At 60.9% G+C, this 20,024-nt stretch carries 21 protein-coding genes and 2 pseudogenes; 15 read left to right on the top strand and 8 right to left on the bottom strand.

What is annotated here, in order from left to right; genetic code table 11:
- Window positions 1–24: 24 nt before the first annotated feature.
- Window positions 25–702, bottom strand: coding sequence for a flagellar hook-basal body protein (locus ACOYW2_RS17205; RefSeq protein ID WP_482415358.1), 678 nt, complete (start codon window positions 700–702; stop codon window positions 25–27).
- 652 nt (window positions 703–1,354) lie between these two features.
- Between ACOYW2_RS17205 and gspG the strand changes: the two genes are divergently transcribed.
- From gspG to ACOYW2_RS17135, 14 genes and pseudogenes are all read left to right on the top strand, one after another.
- Window positions 1,355–1,804 carry a type II secretion system major pseudopilin GspG gene (gspG, locus tag ACOYW2_RS17200; RefSeq protein WP_482415359.1) on the top strand — a complete coding sequence of 150 codons (450 nt, stop codon included), beginning with the start codon at window positions 1,355–1,357 and terminating at the stop codon, window positions 1,802–1,804.
- Window positions 1,805–1,845: 41 nt separating this feature from the next.
- On the top strand, window positions 1,846–2,409 hold the full coding sequence (locus tag ACOYW2_RS17195) for a pilus assembly FimT family protein (protein WP_482415360.1): 564 nt from the start codon (window positions 1,846–1,848) through the stop codon (window positions 2,407–2,409).
- Entirely contained in the window at window positions 2,393–2,806 is a 414-nt protein-coding gene (locus ACOYW2_RS17190; protein WP_482415361.1) for a type IV pilus modification PilV family protein, read from the top strand. The genes ACOYW2_RS17195 and ACOYW2_RS17190 overlap by 17 nt, the downstream gene beginning before the upstream one ends.
- Entirely contained in the window at window positions 2,803–3,492 is a 690-nt protein-coding gene (locus ACOYW2_RS17185; RefSeq protein ID WP_482767332.1) for a type II secretion system protein GspJ, read from the top strand. Before ACOYW2_RS17190 ends, ACOYW2_RS17185 begins: the two co-directional genes overlap by 4 nt.
- Entirely contained in the window at window positions 3,485–4,585 is a 1,101-nt protein-coding gene (locus ACOYW2_RS17180) for a type II secretion system minor pseudopilin (protein ID WP_482767331.1), read from the top strand. The genes ACOYW2_RS17185 and ACOYW2_RS17180 overlap by 8 nt, the downstream gene beginning before the upstream one ends.
- A gap of 101 nt (window positions 4,586–4,686) precedes the next feature.
- The gene (locus ACOYW2_RS17175) at window positions 4,687–5,919 is read left to right on the top strand and encodes a hypothetical protein (protein ID WP_482767330.1); all 1,233 of its coding nucleotides are present in this window, start codon (window positions 4,687–4,689) and stop codon (window positions 5,917–5,919) included.
- On the top strand, window positions 5,883–6,149 hold the full coding sequence (locus ACOYW2_RS17170; protein ID WP_482419248.1) for a PilN domain-containing protein: 267 nt from the start codon (window positions 5,883–5,885) through the stop codon (window positions 6,147–6,149). Before ACOYW2_RS17175 ends, ACOYW2_RS17170 begins: the two co-directional genes overlap by 37 nt.
- Window positions 6,146–6,667: a hypothetical protein gene (locus ACOYW2_RS17165; RefSeq protein WP_482767329.1), complete on the top strand. Its 522-nt coding sequence runs from the start codon at window positions 6,146–6,148 to the stop codon at window positions 6,665–6,667. Before ACOYW2_RS17170 ends, ACOYW2_RS17165 begins: the two co-directional genes overlap by 4 nt.
- 13 nt (window positions 6,668–6,680) lie before the next feature.
- Window positions 6,681–7,544 carry a type II secretion system protein GspN gene (gene gspN / locus ACOYW2_RS17160; RefSeq protein WP_482767328.1) on the top strand — a complete coding sequence of 288 codons (864 nt, stop codon included), beginning with the start codon at window positions 6,681–6,683 and terminating at the stop codon, window positions 7,542–7,544.
- Between the two features lie 9 nt (window positions 7,545–7,553).
- Entirely contained in the window at window positions 7,554–8,435 is an 882-nt protein-coding gene (gene gspC / locus ACOYW2_RS17155; RefSeq protein WP_482767327.1) for a type II secretion system protein GspC, read from the top strand.
- A 30-nt stretch (window positions 8,436–8,465) separates the two neighbouring features.
- Window positions 8,466–10,616 carry a type II secretion system secretin GspD gene (gene gspD / locus ACOYW2_RS17150; RefSeq protein ID WP_482767326.1) on the top strand — a complete coding sequence of 717 codons (2,151 nt, stop codon included), beginning with the start codon at window positions 8,466–8,468 and terminating at the stop codon, window positions 10,614–10,616.
- A pseudogene (gspE, locus tag ACOYW2_RS17145) lies at window positions 10,616–12,333 on the top strand (type II secretion system ATPase GspE). The gene gspD and the pseudogene gspE overlap by 1 nt, the downstream one beginning before the upstream one ends.
- Window positions 12,326–12,718 (top strand): membrane protein insertion efficiency factor YidD, encoded by a 393-nt coding sequence (gene yidD, locus ACOYW2_RS17140; RefSeq protein ID WP_482767324.1) that lies wholly within the window; start codon window positions 12,326–12,328, stop codon window positions 12,716–12,718. The pseudogene gspE and the gene yidD overlap by 8 nt, the downstream one beginning before the upstream one ends.
- A 128-nt stretch (window positions 12,719–12,846) precedes the next feature.
- The gene (locus ACOYW2_RS17135; protein ID WP_482767323.1) at window positions 12,847–13,773 is read left to right on the top strand and encodes a tetratricopeptide repeat protein; all 927 of its coding nucleotides are present in this window, start codon (window positions 12,847–12,849) and stop codon (window positions 13,771–13,773) included.
- A gap of 19 nt (window positions 13,774–13,792) precedes the next feature.
- On the opposite strand, the gene ACOYW2_RS17130 is transcribed toward ACOYW2_RS17135, so the two are convergent.
- From ACOYW2_RS17130 to ACOYW2_RS17110, 5 genes and pseudogenes are all read right to left on the bottom strand, one after another.
- Window positions 13,793–15,313, bottom strand: coding sequence for a DUF748 domain-containing protein (locus ACOYW2_RS17130; RefSeq protein WP_482767322.1), 1,521 nt, complete (start codon window positions 15,311–15,313; stop codon window positions 13,793–13,795).
- A complete protein-coding gene (locus ACOYW2_RS17125; RefSeq protein WP_482767321.1) occupies window positions 15,279–15,800 on the bottom strand; it encodes a hypothetical protein in 522 nt (173 codons plus the stop codon). Before ACOYW2_RS17125 ends, ACOYW2_RS17130 begins: the two co-directional genes overlap by 35 nt.
- Window positions 15,739–16,317 (bottom strand): hypothetical protein, encoded by a 579-nt coding sequence (locus ACOYW2_RS17120; protein WP_482767320.1) that lies wholly within the window; start codon window positions 16,315–16,317, stop codon window positions 15,739–15,741. Before ACOYW2_RS17120 ends, ACOYW2_RS17125 begins: the two co-directional genes overlap by 62 nt.
- Before the next feature lie 44 nt (window positions 16,318–16,361).
- Window positions 16,362–16,832 (bottom strand): type II secretion system F family protein, encoded by a 471-nt coding sequence (locus ACOYW2_RS17115; RefSeq protein WP_482771047.1) that lies wholly within the window; start codon window positions 16,830–16,832, stop codon window positions 16,362–16,364.
- Window positions 16,833–17,057: 225 nt separating this feature from the next.
- Window positions 17,058–17,394, bottom strand: a pseudogene (locus ACOYW2_RS17110) (type II secretion system F family protein); the annotation flags it as partial.
- On the opposite strand from ACOYW2_RS17110, the gene ACOYW2_RS17105 reads away from it, so the two are divergent.
- Complete coding sequence (locus ACOYW2_RS17105) at window positions 17,315–17,482, top strand: hypothetical protein (protein WP_482771109.1); 168 nt, start codon at window positions 17,315–17,317, stop codon at window positions 17,480–17,482. The pseudogene ACOYW2_RS17110 and the gene ACOYW2_RS17105 overlap by 80 nt on opposite strands.
- 407 nt (window positions 17,483–17,889) lie before the next feature.
- On the opposite strand, the gene ACOYW2_RS17100 is transcribed toward ACOYW2_RS17105, so the two are convergent.
- Both ACOYW2_RS17100 and ACOYW2_RS17095 read right to left on the bottom strand, forming a co-directional pair.
- Window positions 17,890–18,504 (bottom strand): CPBP family intramembrane glutamic endopeptidase, encoded by a 615-nt coding sequence (locus tag ACOYW2_RS17100; RefSeq protein WP_482767319.1) that lies wholly within the window; start codon window positions 18,502–18,504, stop codon window positions 17,890–17,892.
- Window positions 18,501–19,913 (bottom strand): HEAT repeat domain-containing protein, encoded by a 1,413-nt coding sequence (locus tag ACOYW2_RS17095; protein WP_482767318.1) that lies wholly within the window; start codon window positions 19,911–19,913, stop codon window positions 18,501–18,503. The genes ACOYW2_RS17100 and ACOYW2_RS17095 overlap by 4 nt, the downstream gene beginning before the upstream one ends.
- Window positions 19,914–20,024 lie beyond the last annotated feature (111 nt).

Here is a 20,024-nt window from a genome sequence, read left to right as displayed (position 1 = left end):
CTGTGGCTATGCCCTTAAGCCCGTTTACGCCGGGCGGCCCATCTGGTTGGCTCGTGCGTCGGTTTCGTCGCTGGTTCGCATCACCTTGCCCGACGACTCAAACATGCGCTGGGCGTCGATGAGGTGGGTCATCTCGGTGACGGTGGAGATGTTGGCGCCCTCCAGGGCGCCCTGGTGGAGCCGGGCCTCGTAGGCCGGGATCTCGGCTCCCTTTTGCGGGTCCAGGGTGAAGAGGTTTCCCCCTTCCTTGATAAAGGCCCGCATATCGTTTGCGGTGACCAGGTCCAGGCTGTCGAAGACCATGGAGTCCAGGATCACTTCCCCTTTCTCCCCAAAGGCGATGTCGTCGCCGGTGAGGGTGATCGGGCCGTTTTTTCCCATGACGGGGTGACCGTCCTGGGTCACCATGCGCCCGATGGGGTCCACGGTGAAGTTGCCGTCCCGGGTGTACCGGGTGCCTGCCGGGGTGTTGATTTTGAAAAACCCTTCCCCTTCGATGGCCAGGTCCAGGGGGTTGCCGGTCTCCATGAGGTTGCCCTGGCTGAAATCCGTGGTAAGGATGGGGTTCAGGGTCCTGTCAAACGAGAGGATGTCTTTTTTGAACCCCGTGGTGTTGGCGTTGGCCAGGTGGTTCGAAATCAGCTCGTGTTGTCTCTCTTTTCTGAGGCCCGCCTGGGCGGATCGTGTCATCTCAAACAGCATGTGTCTCTCCTTGGTCGGTTGCTGTGGGTAAGAATAAGCAAGATGAATGCCAGTGGGTAGGTGGTCTGGGGCGGGGCGGGAAGCTTTGGAGGATTTTCTTTTTATAACGGCGGCCTGTGGGGTGAAAATTTTTTCAGGTGACGTGGCTGTGGGGGCTGGTGTCGGCAATTCATACCGGGTGCGTCGGGATGCCGACGCCGGAAACCGTGACGGTGACGCCTTTGTGACGGGCGCATGGGCACCGGACGTGCCGCCGGAAAAAATTTCCCCTCCGGCGGGGTGAAAGGGTGGGCGCCCCTGTTGTCGTAATGCATCTGGCGGGTAACATGCTTTGCGACATCCCCGCGATGGTGCCATTCTCCTTGAACTTTGACCAGAATTCTTATAATTAGATGGAGACTTCTTTGAATATGTATGGATACATAAAGGTTGGAAGTCGCGTTTATTTTTGAGATGACTCTGCAAAGCCGGTCCTGCGGTCGCATAAAGCGGCGCACCCGATATGACTTGACTTAGGAAGCTATATCCCCCATCGGAGGACGGAACGAACGGGCGCAATGCCGGGTGTTGCGGGTTCATCATGGTTTTTTTTAGACGGACAACAAGTGAAAATACGATGCGCCCCTCGGCGCTGAACGGATGAGAGGAACGTATGCGACGACAGATTTCCGGATCTTCTTCCGAAGACGGGTTTACGCTGATTGAAATGATTGTGGTTATTTTTATTCTCGGACTTCTTGCCACTTACGTGGCTCCCAGGGTGATCGGCAAGTCCGACGACGCCAAAATCGTCAAGGCCCAGGCCGATATCCGCAGCTTTGAAACCGCCCTGGATATGTACAAGCTGGACAACGGCTCGTACCCCACCACCGATCAGGGCTTGCAGGCCCTGGTCGAGAAACCTGCCTCGGGCAACCTCTCCAGGTGGCGCGAAGGCGGTTACCTCACCAAGCGAAAGATTTCCAAAGACCCCTGGGGGAACGAGTACATCTATGTCTCCCCGGGATCCAACGGGGATGTGGACATCTCCTCCAACGGGGGTGACGGCCTCCCGGGCGGTGACGGAACCGCCAAAGACATCAACAACTGGGATATCGACTAACAGATCGCGGCTTCACCATACGCAGACGGGGGTGAAAAACGATGTGCAATGTCCGCATCGGAAACGAACCGTGCGAAAGGTGGGAGGGTGGTTCGGCAGGGGTGCTCCCGGGCCGGGCTGATGCCGGGTTCACGTTTTTGGAGCTTGTGGTGGTGATGACCATCCTGTCTCTTCTCTTCTTTTTTTCCCTTCCCAGCCTGGACTCCTATATTTTTACCGACCCATCCAAGAAGGTGGCACGCCTCATCGCCTCGACGGTCCGGGATCTGAAGCAGCGTGCCCTTGCAGACCATAAAGAGTATCGCCTCCATATCGCCACGGATGCCGGAGAAATCTGGGTGGCCGATGCCGCCATGGATAAAAAGGCTGCGGCCGAAGCACGAAAAAGCGGGCTGACCCTTCCCGACGACATGAGCGTTGACCTGCCCGGGTTTGTGGGGGACGACGGCAAGCGGTCGTCTGAGGCGATGCTGCGATTTTATCCCAAGGGGTACTCGGACGGAGCGGAGATTCTCCTCATGCGCGACGGTCGCACCCTGCGGCTGTTCATCGAGCCCTTTCTCTCCAAGGTGGAGATTGTGGAGGACCATGCGAACGGTTTTTGACAGGTTGCATGCGGCACGGAACCCCAGGGGCTTTACCCTGCTGGAGGTGATGGTCTCCGTGTCCATCCTCGCCATCGGTTTTTTTGCCATCTACAGCCTCTTCATGCAGGCCGTGGCCGCCTCCGGGGAGGCGCGCTTCAGGCAGCAGGCCGCGTTCCTTGCCACATTAAAAGAGAACACCCTGGTGGGGGATGTCTCCGAGATCTCCACGGACGAGGGGGACTTCGGGGAGGACTATCCCGGCTGGCGGTGGCGCCTGACACCTTCCAAGGTGGAGCACAAGGAGTTCGAGGAGGAGGCCAAGCTGTTGAAGAAAGTGCGGCTCGAAGTGTTCCGGGAGGGCAGTGACCGCGTCTACGGGACCACCCATTACCTGTTTGTGACGGAGGAGTCGTGACCGGGCCTTCTGGCGATAAAGGCTTTACCCTGATGGAGGTCGTGGTGGCCGTGGCCATCATGGGCCTTGTGATGGCCACCATCGGAACGGCCTTCAGGCAGCTCTCCAACGGCGCCCATCGCCTTGAGGAGACCGGGGACGACAACCTGGCCCTTGGGGAGGCGATTCGCTGGATCGGCCGGGACCTGGAAGGGCTTTACGTGGATCAGGCCCCCCTGTTTACCCCCGGGGAGACCACCGATGATCCGGATCCCTACCGGTTTACCCTGTCCCGGGAGACCGTGGGGGGCGAAGAGATGAGCATCCTCCGGTTTACCACCCTGAACCATCTGCCCTTTGGGGGGAGCTCCCTGGGGGGAATTGCCGAGGTGGTCTACTTTGTCACGGAAGAGAAGGGCGAGACACGGCTCCGGCGTTCCGACCGCCTCTTTTTTCACGACCCCTTTGAGCCGGCTGAGGGCCACCCGGTGATGATGAACCGCCTTACCGCCTTTACCGTGGTCTGCATCGACACCGAGGGGCAGGAGCAGGAGACCTGGGATTCCGACAACGACGCTTTCGAACGGGCCACGCCCGTGGCCGTGAAGGTCACCCTCTCCCGGGAAGGGGCATCCGGGGGGGCGGGGCACACCGCAGAGGTCCTTATACCTTTGCGCAGCCGCCGAAAGGAGGCCCTGGATGGGTAAGCAAAGGGCCATCACCAATGAAAAGGGCGTGGTGCTCCTGGCCACCCTCGCCATGATGCTGGCGCTTTTTGTGCTGGTGTCCGAGGCCGCCAGGCTCGCACGGCAGGAGCTGGCCGCCGCAGGCCATGCCTCCGTTGCCTCGGAGCTACGGGCAACGGCCGTGTCCGGGGTGCATATCGGCATGGCCTTTCTCTCGGCAGACGGCAAAAAAGGGGGCACCGACACTGTACAGGAGGAGTGGGCCGATGAGGAGAAACTTAAGGCCTTTATCTCCGGGCTCTCCTTTGACCGGGGCCAGCTGGACCTCACCATCACCGATGAGCTGGGCAAGGTACAGGTCAACGCTCTTGTGACCTACCCCGAGGCCAAAAATTTCAACACAGACCAGAAAAGACTCTGGGAGCGGTTCTTTGAGGTGGTCAACAAAGAGGACGAGTCCCTGGATAGCCTGGGGGAGAACACGGCCATCATCGACGCCATGAAAGATTGGCTTGATGACGGGGACGGGGATGCGACCTCAGGGTTCTCCGGCGCCGAAGACGACTACTATCTCAACCTCGAAGAGCCTTACCCCTGCGGCAACGGCCCCCTGCGGCACCTGGACGAGATGGCCCGTATCAAGGGCATTGACGAGGAGTTGCTCACCCGGGAAGAGGCGGGGTACCGGTTGAAGGACCTTTTGACGGTCCACGGGGAAGAGCCTGCCAACGTCAAGGACGACGGAGAGACGGTGCGGCGGTTCAGCTTTCCGGGGCGGGTTAACATCAACACCGCCGAGTTTCCCGTGCTCTTTGCCCTGATGCCCAAAACCCTGTCTCCCATGGAGCGGGAGATGATTGCCACCTCCATGGTGGAGTACCGGTCGGAGAAAGGCGAGGAAGAGTTTTCCCACCCCCTGGACGGGGAGTGGTACAACACCTGCCCGGGGTGTGAGAACAACGGGATCAAAAAAGCGATGATCCGCACCGACTCCAATGTGTTTGCCATCACGGCCACGGCCGTGAACGAGGGCACCCGGGTGGGGATACGTGCCGTGGTGAGGCGCGAAGGCACCACCTTCGTGGTGTTGTCCTGGCAGGAGACGGACGCGTGATGGGCGGGCTCTCCATTGCCCGCAACGGACATGGCAGAGATCAACAGGCTCCGGTCGCCCCACGGGCGGTCCGGCATGCATAACAAAAGGATCGGCAACACGTGAAATTAACGGGAATAGAGATCACCGAGGAGGGCGCCACCGCCGTGACGGTGGACCGGCAGGCCGGCGCCATGCGGGTGACGGCCTGCAGCCGCATGGCCCGCAGGGACCTCGCCTCCTCCGATGCGGCGGCTTCCGTGGACGACGGCGAGCTCCTGGCCGCGTTGAACCGGTCCCTGGCCGATTGCGGGGAGAAGGTGGCCGTTGTGCTGCCGGCCCATGAGATGGTGATTCGTCGCGTGCGCCTGCCCTTTCGGGAGCCCAAGACCATCGACAAGGCCCTGCCCTTTGAGTTGGAGCCTACCCTCATCGAGCCCCTGGAGGGCTTGCGCATCATCTGGGAGAGTCGCGTGGCCGGGGAAAGCGACTCCGACATCCTGGCCCTTGTGGGAGAGGAGGAGATCCTCGAAAACCGACGGACCCAGCTGAAGGCCCTTGGCATGGATCCTATGGTCCTGGCACCGTCGGCCGTGTCATCGGCCCTGATCCTGGCCCGTAACGAAGACGGTTTTTTCTTTACCCTGAGGCGGGTTCATTCCATCTGCACCCTTGCGGTGGTTTTTGAACGCAAGCTGATGTTTTTACGATTCTTTGCCCTGCCCGAGGAGGGCGACGGCCTCGATGTCCTGAACAGCGAGGTGTGGCAGACCCTTGTGGCCCTGGCCGAATGCGAGGCGCAGTGGATGGCACCTGAAAAGATCCTGGTGGCGGGGTGGGACGAGATCCCCGAGTCCCTGTCCACCCCCCTGGGGGAGCTGCCCGTTGAACACGCCCGCCTCCTTGCCGCCACGGGTGCTGTCCTGGACGAAGGGGTCAAGCCCCAATGGGAGGAGGGGCCTTACAACGGGGCCCTTGCCGTGGCCTGTTCGGCCCTCTCCGGCTGGAAGCACCCTGTCTTCTGGCGACAGGGGTTTGCACCGGCCGAGTTCATCGCCAAACACAAAGGGCAGGTCATCTCATCGGGCGTTCTTGCCCTGGTGCTGCTCCTGCTTCTGGTGACCCGGTCCGTCATGGGCATCCACGACACGCGTCGCCAGCTGGCGGCCGTGGAACAGCAGATGGCTTCTCGGTCCCGCCTCCGACCTTCACCGAGGAGAAACGGTCGCCTGCTGCCTCGGTGCTCCTCAGGTCCATGGAAGGCAAGGTCCGGGTGGCCAAGGAAGAAGCCCTCTACGCCGGACAGGGGGCCGTCCGCGTGCGGATCATTGAAATGCTCAAAGCCATCTCCGTGAGCCTGCCCAAGGACCTGAAGGTGACCGTCACCCGCTTGACCCTGGTGAAGGGCAATCTCACGGTTTCAGGGCTTGCCGAAGATTTCAGCGCCATCGACACCATGAAGGGCGCCCTGGAAAAGAACGCCTTGATCTCCGGGGTAACCATCGCTTCGTCCAGCAAGGAGAGCGGGGGCGACCGGTTCCAATTCAAGGTGGTGATTACCCTTTCGGGTGAGGAGGCCTTATGATGGCGTGGTTTGAACGATTGAGCACCCGGGAAAAAGGGGCCGTTGTCCTGGCCCTGGCCCTGGTTCTGATCCTTGGGGGCAAGGCCCTGGTGGGGGCGGTGTTCGGGGACTCCTCAGGCGCGCGTCGCCTTCTGGAGCTGAGAAGAGACGAACTCACGAAGATGGAGGCCCTGGCCAAAGAGTACCGCAGCGCCAAAGGGGCGGCTACCGCAGGGGCCTCGGCTTTGAAACCCGGGGAAACACTCTACGCCTTCCTCGACGAAGTGGCCGGAAGTGTGGGGATTCGTTCCAAAGTGAGCTACATGAAACCTTCATCCATCAAGAGCAGGGACGGCAAGGTGAGTCTCTCCGTGGTGGAGATGAAGGTGGTGGACCTGCCCGCCGCAGAGCTGACCTCTTTTCTCCATCGGGTCGAGGGCGCGGGGGACCTGGTCCGGGTCCGGGCGATTTCCCTGACCCGCATTGAAAAGAGCAAACTGCTGACGGCGGTGATATCCATCGAAACCGTGATTTTATAACAATGGAATCCTGATGAAGACTTTTTTTCTCTACGCCCTCTGGACCCTGGCGTCCCTCTTTGTGTTTCTCTGGGTGCTGTTTCCGGGCGAGTTTGCCGAGAACCTGATGGAGGCCCATGCCCGCCAACGGTTTGCCCCGGCCACCGTCAACGTGGAGGGCGTCTCTCCGGCGTTTCCCCTGGGGCTAAAGGTCAAGGGCGCGGCCCTGACCCTGCCGGGAAAAGCTCCGGTGACGGTCCGGGATATCCGGGTGACCCCCTCGCTGTTTACCCTGGTCACCTCACAGCCGGGGGCCGGGATGAAGGCGACGGTTTTCGGTGGAAAGGTTACAGGCGATGGACGCGTCAAGCTGGGCACCGGCAGATGGACCCGTGTTGCGGGGCGCCTGGAGGGGATGGACCTTTCAACGGTCCTGCCGCTGCTGAAAGACCGGATTCCCATTGAGTTTGCCGTAACAGGGCGGGGAGACGGTACCCTGGATCTTTCCCGCGACAAGGCGGCCAAGGGCACGGGTCAGCTGACCCTGTCCAATGTGACGGTTGAATTGAAAGATCCCCTCATTCCCCTGGATAAATTGGAATTTGCCTCCGTTGAGGTGGATGTGGAGGTGGCCGGACCCAAGGTCACCTTCAGCCGGATCCACGTGGATGGCACTGAGGTGGACGCCGAACTCAAAGGGACCGTGAGCCTTTCGAGCCGACCGGCATCGAGTCGCATCAATATCAGCGGCACCCTGAACCCCGACCCCGGGTTTGTCAAGGAACTCTCCGATCGCCTGCCCGTGTCCATGCTCGTGGACCCCAACATGTTGAAGCGGGGGCGTATCCCCCTTCGAATCAGCGGGACCCTTGCAAATCCCAGGGTCTCCCTAAGATAAGGTAGTGTTATGACGGACAGAGCATTTACAGCCGTGCACCTTTTTCTCCTGTCGGCCATCGCGGCCGTAAGCGTGAGCCTGTTTTACCAGGGCGTCACAGCGCGGGTCGGCATGCCGGAGGCCCAGGGCCGTGGCGGGGGCATCGTCTCCACGGGGCCCGCTGTCCAGCAGCAGAGAAAGCCCCTGTCGTTTTACGAGGATATCCTGACCCGCAACCTCTTCGACCTGGTGGTGCCCGGCAAGGATGACAAGCCAGGGCCCGCGGCCATTGATGTGGAGAGCCTCTCCGAGACGCGGCTGCGGCTGAAGCTCTGGGGGACCATCTCCGGGGGCGGCGATGCCGTGACCCGGGCCATCATCGAGGACGAGGTCACACGAAAGCAGGACCTGTTCAAGGTGGGAGACCGGGTGCAGGAGGCTGTGATCAAGCTTGTGTTGCGGGACCGCGTGGTGGTGAGCTACAAGGGGCGGGACGAGGTGCTGATGATGGAGACGGCCAAGGGGGCGGGGCAATCTACCCGGAACGGGGCTTCCGGCCGCAACGGCAGGAACCTGCCCCCTGCATCCATCACCAAGAAGGTGAACTTGAGACGGGACACCATCGACGACGCCATGATGAACATCAGCAGCCTCATGAAAGATGTCCGTATCAAACCCCATTTTCGCAACGGACAGCCCGAAGGGATGGCCATCAGCGGCATCAAGAGCGATTCGATTTTTCGTAAGATGGGCATTCGAAACGGGGATGTCATCATGGGGGTGGACGGACAGAAGATCGAGTCGGTGGATGACGCCATGTCCCTTTACGGGAACCTCAAGTCGGCCAGCGAAGTCAAAATAGAGATCAAGCGGATGGGTCAGATACAGACCATTGAATATACCATTGAATAGAAGCGCCAAAAGGACCGGACAAGGATGAGTATGAAAAGGGCAATGAGATGTGTTGCGGCATATGCACTGGCAGGAATTCTTCTGGCCTGGTGTCCGTCGGCTCAAGCCCAGGAGGCTCCGGCCCCTGCGGAAGAGACCGTCTCCATCGATTTCAACGATGTGGATATCCGTGTCTTCATTAAATACGTCAGTGAGATGACCGGGAAGAACTTCATTATCGACCGCAAGGTCACCGGCAAGGTGACGGTGATCTCTCCGGGACAGATCTCCGTGGACGAGGCCTACCACGTGTTTGAATCCGTGCTGGATGTTTACGGGTTCTCCGCGGTGCCCTCCGGGACCCTGGTGAAGATCATCCCGGCCCGGGACGCCCAGAAAAAGAGCGTGGCAACGCGTCTGAAGTCCGAAGCCACGGACCGCTCCGACAACATCGTCACCCAGCTGGTGCCCCTGAAGTACGCGGACCCTACGGAGCTCAAAAAACTCCTGGCCCCGCTGATCTCCCGCAACAGCTCCATCATGGCCTACAAGCCCACAAACACGTTGATCATTACGGATCTTGCCTCCAACATCAGCCGGCTCATGAAGATCGTCAACAGCGTGGACATCACCGGGGTGGGCCAGGAGATCTCCATCCTGCCTCTGGAGTACGCCGATGCCGGGCAGCTCACCACCCTTCTCGGCAACGTTTTCAAACAGGATTCCAAGAACAAGGCCTCGTCCAAGGCCTCCTTTGTGGCCGATGAGCGTACCAACACCATCATCATCCTGGCGGGCAAGGGCTCCACGGAGAAGATCATCCAGCTCGTGAAGATGCTGGACCGCGAAGTGCCCCGGGGCAAGGAGCGCATCCACGTGATCTATCTGGAAAATGCCCTGGCCGAGGACATGGCCAAGGTGCTCCAGAACCTCTCCAGCAAGGCCACCAACGGAGACAAGGGCAAAAAGGCGGCCATCGCCTCGGATCGGGTGAACATCATCGCGGACAAGGCCACCAACAGCCTCATCATCATGGCGGAAAAGAGCGACTTCGTGATTCTGGAGGAGATCATCCAGAAACTCGATATCCCACGGAAGATGGTCTACATTGAGTGCCTTATCATGGAGGTGAACGTGGACGCGGACCGCGCCCTGGGTGTGGAGTGGACCGTGGGCAACGATACCACCATCAACGGGCGGGATGCTGCTTACGGCGGCGGATTTGACGGGGGCAGCGGCTTCTCCAACCTGGGGAACCTTGCCGGGGCGTCCACCGATGGGGTGAGCAAGTTTCCCAACGGGTTTTCCCTGGGGGTCTTCAGCGAAGCCATTGAGGTGGGCGGGGTGAAGTTTCCCTCCCTCGGTGCCCTGATCACTGCCTACAAAAAGGACTCCAACGTCCAGATCCTCTCTACCCCCCAGGTCCTGACCCTGGACAACGAAGAAGCCAGCATCGTGGTGGGGGCCAAGATTCCGTACCTTACCCAGTCCAGCAGCGGGGACAGCGAGTACAACCAGTTTGAATACAAGGACGTGGGCATCACCCTGAAGATCACCCCCCAGGTGAGCGAGGACAAAAGGGTGAGGCTCAAGATTTACCAGGAAACCAGCCGGGTCCTGGGCGACTTGACGTCCCAGCCCAGCACTCTGCAGCGGAAGGTGGACACCACCGTGGTGGTGGAAGACAGCAGCACCATCGTCATCGGCGGCCTCATCGACAAGAGCCTGAACTCCACCGAATACAGGGTGCCGTGCCTGGGAGACATCCCGGTGATCCGGTACCTCTTCTCGGCCATGTCCGATACGGACAGCCGGACCAACCTCTACGTCTTTCTCACCCCCCGGGTGGTGAGCAGCCGTCATGATGCCGAGAGCATCATGGTGGACAAGCGTGAGCGTATCGACGACCTGCGCGAGGGCAACATCAAGCTTTACAACGATGCGGAAGAACGGGCCCTGGAGGAGAAGTCCCGCCGCTCCGATATTCCGCCTGAGGCTGAGCCCGCCGAAGAGAAGGCCCAAGCCGAGGAGGCAGAGGTTCCCAAGGAAACATCGCCGGCTCAAATGGACCGAACCGAGGCGGTGATTACCCTGGGTGCAGACCATGAAGGAGCCTTTGACCAGCCGGAGGGCAACGGAGTCAAGCCTCCCGAGGAGGCACCCCAGGTGGACGCGCCTTCGGATGACCAAGGGGGCGAGTGATGGTGTCCATTGTGCCTGTGAGCCCCTTCCGCAAGGTGGTGGCCGAGCTTATCCATTCCAAGTACAACGTGGAGGAGGACCTCCTTGATGAGGTGTTCCTCTACGCCGAAACCCAGGGCATCCATTACGGAGAGGCGCTGCTGAAGCGAAAGGTCCTGAGCGAGACGAAGTTCCTGTCGGTCCTTGCCGAGGTGTACGCCATGGAGATGCTCGAAACCCTGGATACCGCAGGCATGGACGCAGGGTTCACCGAGACCGTTCCCATTCAATTTTTAAAAAAGCACTACATGGTTCCCCTGATGCCGGAGGGCGGGGAGGGCGATATCCGCCTGGTGATGAACGATCCCTGCGCGCTTCAGGCTGCCGATGACCTGGTGCAGCGCCTTGCCTGCGGGCCTGTCACAAAGGTGATGGCCCCACGCGGCCAGATCCTGTCGGCCATCAACACTTTTTATGACATGAGCCGGGGCTCGGCCGAAGAGCTGGTCCAGGATATTGAGGAGAGCGGCAGCGACATCCTGGCCGACATGGAAGAGACCGCCGACCTCTTGGACGACACCAGCGAGTCTCAGATCATCCGGCTGGTGAACCACGTGATCTCCCAGTCCATCAAGGCACGGGCCAGCGATATCCACATCGAGCCTTACCAGGACAGCTTCAAGATCAGGTACCGTGTGGACGGCATCCTCTACGACCTGCTGACGCCGCCGCGCTGGATCCAGTCGGCCCTGGTCTCCCGTATCAAGGTCATGGCCAAGCTGAACATCGCGGAGAAACGGCTTCCCCAGGACGGGCGCATTGACGTGCGCATCGGCGAGCATGACGTTGATATCCGTGTCTCCACCGTGCCCACCACCTACGGTGAGCGCGTGGTCATGCGACTGTTGAACAAGTCGGGTTCCCTTCTGACCCTTTCCGAATTCGGCATGGGCGAGGAGACCTACGAGGCCATCGGGCGCCTGATCAAGAACCCCAACGGCATTATCCTGGTCACAGGGCCCACGGGCAGCGGCAAGACCACGAGCCTTTACGCCATCATCTCGGCCATCAACTCGCCGGACAAGAACATCATCACCATCGAAGATCCCATCGAGTACCAGGGATCGGGAGGATCCAGGTGAACCGGAAGATCGACCTCACCTTTGCCCGGGGCCTCCGGTCCATTGTCCGCCAGGACCCGGACGTGATCCTGGTGGGGGAGATCAGGGACCGGGAGACAGCCGAGATCGCCGTACAGTCAGCCTTAACCGGCCACCTGGTGTTCTCCACCCTCCACACCAACGACTCGGCCAGCGCCATTACCCGCCTGGTGGACATCGGCATCGAACCCTTTCTCCTGTCCTCGGCCATCAAGGCCGTCATCGCCCAGCGCCTGGTGCGAAAGCTCTGCCCCTTGTGCAAAGAGCCCTTTCACCCCGCCCCTGAGCTGTTGAAACGGGCCGGGATCGACGCGGAGAGCGCCGCAGCGGGCAATTTTTACCGTGCCGTGGGGTGCGAAGCGTGCTTCCAGACCGGGTACAAGGGCCGTATGGCCATCTTTGAGATCCTTGAAGTGGACGAGCACCTCAAGGGCATCATGGTCAAGACCTCCGACGCCAACCTCATCAAGGGCGAGGCCGTGAACCTGGGGATGGTTACCCTGAGGCGGGACGGCATCGACCGGGCCCTGAAGGGGGAGACCACCCTCGAAGAGGTGCTGCGGGTGACCCATGCTTAGGGGGAGATACCTGATAGCCCTGGCGGCAATCTGCCTGCTCGTGCCGGGAGTGGCCGTTGCCGACAGCGGGGAGAGTCCCCTGATCTATTCGCTGTTCAAGTCGGTGATTTCGTCGGCGGACGGCAACCGGTGCAGCCACGTGCCATCCTGCGCTCGTTATGCCAGAGAGGCCGTGGAAAAGCACGGTCCCCTCAAAGGCGCCATGCTCAGCTGTGATCGGTTGATACGGTGCGGGGGAAACGATACCAAGCGGCTGCCCCAGGTGGTGGTGGGGGGACACCGACACGCCTGGGACCCGGTGTCGGCCAATGATTTCTGGTGGAAGGACGGGGGAGAAGAGAAAAAAGAGCCTGTGCTGCCCATGCACTTTGAGGGGTGGGATTAAACGGAAAGGTGGTACCCCTTGCCGCCGGATGCAGTGTTTGTCTTTTTCTGAGCCCGGCTGTAACAATAGACGTCATGCCGTTGCCCGTTCTTGAACCGAACCCATGGACAAAGGAGCCATGTAACCCCATGAAGTACCCTGTTGTTTGGGCAGGCCTCCTCGGCCTGTTGTTTGTCTGCCTCACCGCTGCCGCTTCGGTGGCAGGCACCCTCACCATCGATGAAGACGCCCAATTCTCTTACGCCCGCAGCCTGTTTGAGCAAGGGGACTACCCCCAGGCCGCTGCGGAATTCTCCCGGTTCATCCATTTTTTCCCAAAGGCCGATCACCAGGCCGCCGCCCATTACGGCAGGGCTCTTTCCCTCTACGAAGGCGGGCAGTACCCGCAGGCCCGAAAAGCCTTTGCCGATTTTCGTACCCGGTTTGACGCCTCTCCCCTGGCCCTGGCAGCAGGGGTGATGGAAGCCCAGTGCCACACACGGTCAGGGGACCCTTCGGCCGGGGTGATCCTCCTCAACAACCTTCGGATTGAAACCCAGGGAGATGAAGACGCCCAGCGCCTGATCCTTACCCGCATGGCCTGGACCCGTCTGGAAATGGGGGACCTGCCCCGGGCGGAAGCCGCCTTTAAAGCCACCGCGGGCCATGTGGACGGGGAGTGCGGGTACCACGGCATCCTGAACAGCCTGGAACAGTTCAAGGCCCTGCCCGAAAAATCACCTGTCCTGGCAGGGGGCCTCGCCCTGATCCCCGGGGGCGGTTACCTCTATCTCGGCCGCTATCAAGATGCTGCCGTGGCCTTTCTTCTCAATGTCACCCTGGGGCTGGCCGCTGCCGAGAGTTTTGACGACGGCAACAACGCCCTGGGGGCACTCATCGCCTTTGTGGGCTTCGGGTTCTACTCCGGAAGCATCCACGGCTCATACACAGGGGCCTTGAAAGAGAACCGCCAGAGCCGCGAAAGCCTCTGGAACGAAATGCGCCACTGGGGTGGCGAACTCGAACGCAAAGGCGCCGATTCCTGCCTCGGCCTGACCCTGTCCATTCCCTATTAATCCCATCTGAAAAGTTTGGTTAGAGCGTCAGCTCGGCTTCCGGTTGTTTCTGGGCGGAGACGGTGAAATCGGGGCGGCACACATGGATGCGCCCCGGTGCGATGCCCTCTCTGGCCAGGATGTGGCGGATGGCCCTGCCGCGCTGCTGTGCCAGGTCCATGTAGCGTTCCCGGGCCGGAGGCGCCGGGGCCTCAGACGCGTCGGCATTTTCCGGTGTTTCCCCGTTGGGTGCCTCGGGGGCGGCGAGGTCGTCTGCCACGGCGTTGGCGCAGACGGTGAGGTTCAGGAACTCTTTTTTCTTCATAAGCCCGGCCACCACCTTGAGGTATTCGAGGCCCTCCGGGTTGGGCTCCGTTGCTCCCAGGGCATAGCCCACGGAGTCCAGGTGGATTTCCGTGACCATCTCTCCTGCTTTTTCAGCCACCATGAGCAAGGCCCCGTAGGGCTGGAGCAGGAAGGAGAGGTAGGAGACCGAGGCCGTGGTGATGGCCTTGGTCATGGCCACCTGAATGATGCTGTTCAGGCTGATATCCGGGTTGTGGATGTCTCCGTGGACCGGGATGGAGAGGCTGATGGTGCCGTTGCCGTCCTCCAGGATGGAGAGGGCGTAGTCCAGGGGCATGGAGAGATTTTTCATGGTCTGGTGGGCGGTATCTTCGTCGTCCGGGACCAGCTTGAGGTTGCGCAGGGTCAGCTGGTTTCTGACATCAAGGATGCCCGCGTCGATATCCAGGGTGGAGTCCGCGGTAAAGCTTCCCCGTTTGATGAGGTAGCCCAGTGTCTGGGAGCTGTAAGGCGACAGCGAGGAGAGGTTGATGTTGGCAACCCGGGCTTCCAGGTGCGCCGAGACATCATGTGCCAGGGGCCTCACGGTTCCGGTGACCGAGAGGGTTTCGTAGGTGTCAAGCTCGGCAACGAGGCTCAAGGGGAGGTCCTTGTCCGGGTCTGCCGTGTCAATGTTCTGAATCTCCAGCCGCTTGAGGGTGACCCCCTTTTCAAAAACGGGCCTGACGCTGCGGTCCGTCAGGTGCAGGAAAGGGGAGCCTGAGATGCGGAAGGTGTTGATTTTTGCGGTCACGATGGGCCTGGGGGCCGGGGGTGGGGTGTCCGGGACCTCGGCCTCGGACGGAGCGGGGGCGGAGTCGCCCCAGTGGAACGCCGTCAGGCTGTTGAGGGTATTGAAGAAGGTGAGCCGTCCCGACGGGTCCCTTACCAGGGTGGTGACCACATCGTCGATGATAAAGGTCTCGGCCCGCAGGTGGCTGAGCTCTTCCAGGGCCATGCCGGTGATGTCCACGGAGCCGATCTCGGACAAGGGAGGCAGGGCCGCGAGTTTTTTCAGGGAAATATGGGGGACCCGGATGTCGGCAAGGCCCTTTGCCTTGATATCGTAGGCGAAAAAGTGGGCCAGGGAGGCGATCTTCACGTCGGTTTCACTGTCTGAGGCAAGGGCTTGCCTGACGCTCAGGTTGCCACGGGCGGCAAGGCCGTCCTTGCGTGATGGGTCAGCTTGTACCACTGTCCCAGACAATGCCTTCATGGCGAAGGCGGATTCCCCCTTCGGGGTAGGCGATATCAAGCTTGCCGTTGCTCAGGGAACCCAGGGTGCGAAGGTCGGTGAGGGAGCCGTCTTTGTCCAGGGCGACCCAGACATCCCCAAGCCAGGTGATCCCCGCATCCCGGAGGGTGACAGCCGGGTCTGTAAGGTGGCCGCCGACATGGGAGAGGGAAAGGGTCCCGGTCTGGCTGAGGGTGGTCCCGGCTTCAGGGGCTTGGGTGATGGTAAAGCGGGTGTCAACGGTCAGTTCGCCTTCAAGGGCGGCGACCCGGGGTGCAGCCAGCCCGGAAAACGGTGAAAGGGCAAAGTCGGTGAGCTGGACCCCGCCCTGCACAGATGTTTCAGGGCCAAAGGGGGCAAGATCCAGGGAGGCGAGCAGGGGGCTCTTGTTGAGGGTGCCGGTGATCTCAAGGCGTGATACCTGCTCGGGCTTCCACGAAGGCGGTGAGGGAGGCGTCCTCCAGGGCAATGGCCAGGTCCAGTTTGGGAAGGGACAGGTTCACCGAGGTGTTTCGTGCGGTGAAGGTATCCACGCCCACATGCCAGGGTGTTTTGCTTTCTTTGTCGTCACTGGCCGGGGGCTCGGCATGGGGTTCACCGGTGGAAATGGGGAACCCGCCTGCCATAAGGGACGTGTCCTGTCGAACCGTAAGGTCCAGCCCATCGATGTGAAGGGATTGGATGCGCAGCCGTTTACGCACCAGGTTCGTTATGGCAAGGTTCACGGCAAATCGATCCAGAGAAGATGCTTCGCCGCTTTGGGCGCGCAGGTGCACCCCTTCCACCACCAGGGTGCCGGCAAAGAGGTTTACGTCCACATTATCGATGCGGGCCTCCATGCCTTTGGACGTGAGCCAGAAGAGCGCTCCATGCTTGATGGCAAAAGGCACGGCGGACACGAAGAGAAGGATAACAAGGGCCGACACGGATGTGATGATGCCGCCCCGGGATTTGACGGTGGATTTGATCTGGCGCAATTGTTTCAATGTCTTACCGTTTGAGTCTGTGGCTTGGTTTGGCTGTGTCCGCCCTATCCGATGAGCTGGTTCATGGAAAAAATGGGCAGGCAGATGGAGAGGACAATGAATCCTACGGTGGCACCCATCACCAGGATAATCACCGGCTCGATCATGGAGGTGAGGCTCTCCAGGGACGACTCCACTTCTCCTTCGTAGACATCGGCTACCCGCCCCAGCATCTCTTCCAGCTTGCCGCTTTTTTCCCCCACCTTGACCATCTGCACGGCCAGCAGCGGAAAGACCCCGGACTGGCCCATGGCGTCTCCCAGATCTCCTCCCTTTTCAACTTCCCCGGCCGCACCGGCCGCTGCTTCGGCAAGGACCAGGTTGCCCGCCACGTTCCGTGCCACGTCCATGGCCGTGAGCATGGAGACACCGTTGGTGAGCAGGGAGCCTAAGGTGCGCGAGAAACGGGTGACAGCCACCTTTCGCACAAGGTCACCGGCAACGGGGAGGCGAAGCAGGCATCTGTCGATGAGCATGGCTCCCTTTTCCTTTTGCTTGAATCGTCTGAAGGCGGCGACCGTAAGGATCAACAGCAGGGGAAAAACCCACCAGAACGTACCGAGGATCTCCCCGCTGCGCAGGAGAATGCGTGTGGGCAGGGGCAGGGCCTGGCCCATGTCGTTGAAGATCCCCGCCATCCTGGGCACGATAATCGTCATGAGAAAATAGAGGATAAGCACCCCGATACAGGTCATGAGAAAGGGGTAGGTGAGGGCGGCCCGGATGCGGTTTGTCAGGGAGAGCTGGCGTTCGCCGATCTCGGCCAGGCGTTCCAGGACAACGTCCAGGGTGCCCGACGCCTCTCCGGCCATGACCATGTTGATAAAGACGGGGCTGAAAAATGCCCGGATAGGAGGAGAGGGCCTCGGCAAAGCTGCTCCCTTCCTCGATGCTGTCCTTGATGCGGGAGAAGACCTGCTTGAGGCGGGGTGTTTCCACCAGGTGGATAAGGGTGTCGATGGCAGAGACCAGGGTAAACCCGGCGTTGATGAGGGTGGCAAGCTGGCGCGTGGCCAGGGTGAGGTCCCTGGGGCGCACCCGGCTGAAGAGGGCGCCGATGCGGTTCAGGTTGAACCGGCCCGAGGCGATGCTGCGGTCGGACACTTCGGTGACCTTCACCGGATAGAGACGCCTGGCTGGAGTTGGTGGCAGCCTGGCTTGTCGCAGTCCATGATGCCCGTTGTTGTTTTTCCCTTGTCTGTGAGGGCGCTGTATTCAAAAAGTGGCATGGCTCAGTACTTGGATCACCTGTGATCGTTGTGACGCCTTTAAAAGGCGAGGTTGCACGACGTTAAGGCCGTTGTGTCACCGTGACGGGGGAAAGGGGGCCGGGTAACGGCGAATTGCTGCATGTCGTCTCAACGGTGATATGTGTCGGTATGTGGGTTTGGGTTGCGTTTTTTTAGTCTGACAGGTGGTCTCCTGCAACCCGGAACCCTGATTATTGTGGTTCTCCGGCCCGCTCTTTGAACTGACCGTAATCTGCGTATAGGCCCCTTTTTTTAGGGCCCGACAAATTTCGTCCATGATGCCTTATATAAGAGAAAGAGTAAAGAGCGCTGTGTTTCCCGCCCCATGGATGATGACGGGCACGGCCAGGTGACCCTCTTTTTCAAAGGCGACGGCAAAGAGAATCCCCCCGGCCAGTTGTGTGACGGGAACCACCCCATGCATGGCGTGGGCCGCAGCAAAAACCAGGGTGCTGATGAGGACCGCCGGGATTACCCCCATGGGTCGAAGCAGGCGGTACACGATGCCCCGGAAGAACAACTCCTCGGCCAGGGGGGCCACCAGGCAGCCCGTGACAAAGAAGAGGGCCAGGGTGGACGGATTCCGGGGCAGGTGCATCCTGACCAGGTGCAGGGGGTTGATGCCTGCAACAGCGAGAACCAGGGCGACTGCCCCCACAACGGCACCGAACCCCAGGCACCATACGGCGCCCCGTTTTGTGGCCTGGGTGAGGCCCTCGAAAGAGAGGCGCCCTAAGTCGCCCCGGACAAACCGGTCCCTGAGCAGGAGAACCATGATCGTGCCCTGGACGATTCGGAGAACAAGGATGAGAGCAAGGGGAGACGCCATGGGGGCAAGGCTTTGCCCGGCCGCCTCCAGCAGGAGTACAAGGGAGGCGGCAACAAGGCTTCTGGTCATTTGGGGCTCTGGTGCCATCCCAGCCTCCCCATGGCTCGGTAGCCATACCATTGAACGTACCATTGCGGGCGGCTGCCCACGGCCTTTTCCAGGGGGATGAGGTACCCCTTGTCCTTTGTCTGCCCCATGGCTCCCAGGGCCTGGCAGACCACGTTGGTGTCCGGGTCCCGGGAGAGTGTGGTGAGGATGTGTCGCCTGAGGCGGGGATCACGGATGCGGGGTGCTGCCAGGGCGGCCCGGTACCTTACAAGGGCGCTGGGGTGGGCGGCCGCCCGAAAGATCACCTCTCCGGCGGTGGCTTTGTGCGTTTTTGTCCGGGCCAGGGCGTCAAGGGCCCGGGTGGTACTGTCCGGCTGGGAGAGCCCCACGGCAAGGAGGGCCACGAACAGAAGCGCGCAGGATGCCACCGTCACGGTGGCTGCGCGCGCTGCCGTGGGCAACGGCAAAAAGAGGCCCAGGGCCAGGGTTGCCGAGGTGTGAAGGACAGAAGAGAGGGGAAAGGCCGTGAACAGGGAAAACCAGGTGAAGCTGCGCAACGGCCCAAAGGGATCGGCTGTTGCCGAAAACGCCCGGAAGGCCTTGGCGGGCTCGCGGAAAAAGTCCCGGGCCGCAACGGTTCGGGTCGCCCCGGGCGCTGCAAGGGTTACGGTGTCCCGGCCACGTTTCAGGGTGTAATCCGTGGGCCCTCCGGGCAGGGACAGGTGCCCCAGGCGCCTGATGGCGGAATGGGCCTTTGGGCTCTCTCCTTCGACGTTCACGGTGACCTGGCTCTTCTGGGACATGCCTTTAAAGGCCTCTGCGGGAAAGAGGGTGTAGGTGTAGTAAAAGTGACGCACCGCGTTCCCTGCCGGGTTGTCGAAGAGGAAGGCGTCCCGGAAGCCGCTGAACAACCCCCTGGGAAGGACCAGGTGGGTGCCTGCGATACAGAGGGCAAGGATGACGGGAATCAGGGCATGGAAGAGAAGGGGCTTAAAACGGGGCCCGGTGGCTTGTTGTCCTGCGGGCAGGAGCACGAGGTAAGCACCGACGGAGCCCAGGAGAAGGGGAGAGGTTTCAGAGCGGATTCCCAGGCTGAGAAGGCAGCCCACCAGAAAGAGTCCGTGGAGGCCTGTGGCTGTTTTTCGGGAGAGAACCCCTTGTCGGTAAAGGAATGGGGCCACCAGGGCACTGGCAAGGACAAAGGCACCGGAGGTGACCGTGAAAAATATCGCCCCGCACAGGGCCGCCTCCCAGCTGGCAAGGGGCGGCTGGGTGACCGGGTTGGGCAGGGCAAGGAGCCCTGCTTCTGCGATGGCCCTGGTTTTTTCCAGGAGAAAGAGGTTGCTCCTCCGGACAAAGACACTCGCCCCCAGATGGAACAGGCCAAGGGCCAGGATGCATGAGGCTGCGGATGTCAGGTATCGTTTCATCGCTATCCGGTGTGTTTGAGGTCGCTAACTTAAGGATGGCCATGGCCGTCGGCAGAGACTGGAAGGCGCCGATGACCTACTATGGCACGCTTTTTCGCGAAAAAAAAGGCA

The sequence above is a fragment of the Desulfoluna sp. CLI2B genome (assembly GCF_056847375.1).
Note: the sequence above shows the minus strand (reverse complement) of the source record. Positions and strands in the feature narration are given on the sequence as shown.